We start from the raw sequence: 3,101 nt of genomic DNA, 5'->3' as shown, positions 1-3,101 counted from the left end.
TGCGGCGCGGGAAGCGGCGTCTGAAGGCAGTATGGGGGGGCATCGTGGAGAATCCACGCAACGGCTGTCGGCATCCGGAGGTCTGACGCGGGCCGGCATTTCATACAAAAGGAAAGGCCCTTCGCGCTGGGAGCGGCGAAGGGCCTTTCGAGCGATTTTTGGCAGCGGCCTACTTTCCCACATGACGTTATGCAGTATCATCGGCGAGGAAGAGCTTAACTACCGAGTTCGGAATGGGATCGGGTGTACCCTCTTCTCTATGGCTGCCAAAAAATTTTCAAAATATAATTGACAGGGAAGGAAGGAGTTTTCTTCAAAAACAAGACGCACGGGCTATTAGTACTGGTCAGCTCCACGCCTCGCGGCGCTTCCACCTCCAGCCTATCGACGAGGTAGTCTACCTCGGCCCTTCAGGACTTGCGTCAGGGAGAACTTATCTTAAGGCAGGCTTCCCGCTTAGATGCTTTCAGCGGTTATCCCTTCCGCACATAGCTACCCTGCTATGCCGTTGGCACGACAACAGGTCCACCAGGGGTGCGTCCATCCCGGTCCTCTCGTACTAGGGACAGGCCCTTTCAATTCTCCTACGCCCACAGAAGATAGGGACCAAACTGTCTCACGACGTTTTAAACCCAGCTCGCGTACCACTTTAAACGGCGAACAGCCGTACCCTTGGGACCTGCTTCAGCCCCAGGATGTGATGAGCCGACATCGAGGTGCCAAACCGCATCGTCGATGTGAACTCTTGGATGCGATCAGCCTGTTATCCCCGGCGTACCTTTTATCCAATGAGCGATGGCCCTTCCATTCGGGACCACCGGATCACTAACACCTACTTTCGTACCTGCTCGAGATGTCTCTCTTGCAGTCAAGCTCCCTTTTGCGTTTGCACTCGACGGCTGGTTTCCAATCAGCCTGAGGGAACCTTTGCATGCCTCCGTTACTTTTTAGGAGGCGACCGCCCCAGTCAAACTACCCACCAGACACTGTTCCCGTGCCGGATCACGGCGACGGGTTAGGGACCTGAAAAAACAAGGGTGGTATTTCAACAATGGCTCCCCCCATACTGGCGTACAGGGTTCACAGCCTCCCACCTATCCTACACATGCAGGTTCAAATCCCAATGTCAAGCTATAGTAAAGGTGCACAGGGTCTTTCCGTCTTTCTGCGGGTACACGGCATTTTCACCGCGACTTCAATTTCACCGAGTCTCTGGCCGAGACAGTGTGGAGATCGTTACGCCATTCGTGCAGGTCGGAACTTACCCGACAAGGAATTTCGCTACCTTAGGACCGTTATAGTTACGGCCGCCGTTTACCGGGGCTTCAATTCGGAGCTTCGCTTGCGCTGACCCCTCCTTTTAACCTTCCGGCACCGGGCAGGCGTCAGTCCGTATACGTCGTCTTTACGACTTCGCACAGACCTATGTTTTTAGTAAACAGTCGCCACCACCATTTCTCTGCGGCTCCCTCAGGCTCAACAAGTGAATCGCTTCACCCAAAGGAGCACCCCTTCTTCCGAAGGTACGGGGTTATTTTGCCGAGTTCCTTGGCCAGAGTTCTCTCGAGCGCCTTGGATTATTCATCCCACCCACCTGAGTTGGTTTCCGGTACGGTTTGTGTGTCCTATACTTAGAAGCTTTTCTTGGCAGCATAGACTCAGCGACTTCAGGGCTTGCGCCCACGGATTCGCGTCTCAGCATAAAGGAAAGCGGATTTGCCTGCTCTCCATGCCTACTCGCTTGCACCGGGTAATCCAACACCCGGATCGCCTATCTTCCTGCGTCCCTCCTTCGCGCGAACACACAAGTACGTGAATATTAACACGTTTCCCATCAGCTACGCCTTTCAGCCTTGCCTTAGGGGCCGACTAACCCTGGGAAGATTACCTTTACCCAGGAAACCTTGGGTTTACGGCGAACGGGTTTTTCACCCGTTTTATCGTTACTCATGTCAGCATAATCACTTCTCCACAGTCCAGCATGCTTTACAACACACCTTCAGCCCGTGAAGAACGCTCCCCTACCAGACCGCATACGCGGAATTCAAAGCTTCGGTAATATGCTTAGCCCCGTTACATTTTCGGCGCAACGTCATTAGACCAGTGAGCTATTACGCTTTCTTTAAACGATGGCTGCTTCTAAGCCAACGTCCTGGGTGTCTCTACAACGTCACCACCTTAACCACTGAGCATATATTTGGAGACCTTAGCTGTTGATCTGGGCTCTTACCCTCTCGACAATGGACCTTAGCACCCACTGTCTGACTCCCGTGGTACATCTGACCGGCATTCTGAGTTTGAAAGAGTTTGGTAATCTGGTAGGACCCCTAGCTCTGTCAGTGCTTTACCTCCGGTAGACAATCCACGAGGCTATACCTCAATATATTTCGGGGAGAACCAGCTATCACCGGGTTTGATTGGCCTTTCACCCCTATCCACAAGTCATCCGGAACGTTTTCAGCCGTTGACGGTTCGGTCCTCCACAAGGCTTTACCCTTGCTTCAACCTGCTCATGGATAGATCACCCGGTTTCGGGTCTAATCCGCACTACTAGTCGCCCTTATCAGACTCGCTTTCGCTACGGCTCCACTTTCGCTTAACCTTGCAGTACAGATTAACTCGCTGACTCATTATGCAAAAGGCACGTGGTCACGGGCATGCCCGCTCCCACAGCTTGTAAGCATCAGGTTTCAGATTCTATTTCACTCCCCTGACAGGGGTTCTTTTCACCTTTCCCTCACGGTACTGGTGCACTATCGGTCGTCGGTTAGTACTTAGCCTTGGAAGATGGTCCTCCCGGATTCCCACGGGGTTTCACGTGCCCCGCGGTACTCAGGTACCGGCTGCGTCACTTTCAGGTTCGGGTACGGGGCTGTCACCCGCTTTGGCAAAGCTTTCCAGCTTCCTTCCCCTGCCTACTCATGAATCACGTACGCCGGCCCTACAACCCCGGCTGGACGAATCCAACCGGTTTAGGCTCTTCCCCCTTCGCTCGCCGCTACTGAGGGAGTCTCGTTTGATTTCCTTTCCTTCAGGTACTGAGATGTTTCACTTCCCTGAGTTGGCATCCTGCAAGCTATGTATTCACTTGCGGACGACGG

At 53.4% G+C, this 3,101-nt stretch carries 2 rRNA genes (1 of these 2 cut by a window edge); both read right to left on the bottom strand.

Going from position 1 to position 3,101, the window contains the following annotated elements:
• Nucleotides 1-156: 156 nt before the first annotated feature.
• Nucleotides 157-271: ribosomal RNA gene (gene rrf, locus FYJ44_RS14265) — 5S ribosomal RNA — on the bottom strand.
• A gap of 44 nt (nucleotides 272-315) precedes the next feature.
• Nucleotides 316-3,101, bottom strand: a 23S ribosomal RNA gene (locus FYJ44_RS14260); it runs 145 nt beyond the window's last position.

Origin of the sequence: Desulfovibrio porci (genome assembly GCF_009696265.1) — a bacterium.
In the GTDB taxonomy this organism is placed as follows: Bacteria; Desulfobacterota; Desulfovibrionia; order Desulfovibrionales; family Desulfovibrionaceae; genus Desulfovibrio; species Desulfovibrio porci.
The sequence above is the reverse complement of the archived record's forward strand: the minus strand, read 5'-3'. Positions and strand labels throughout refer to the sequence as shown.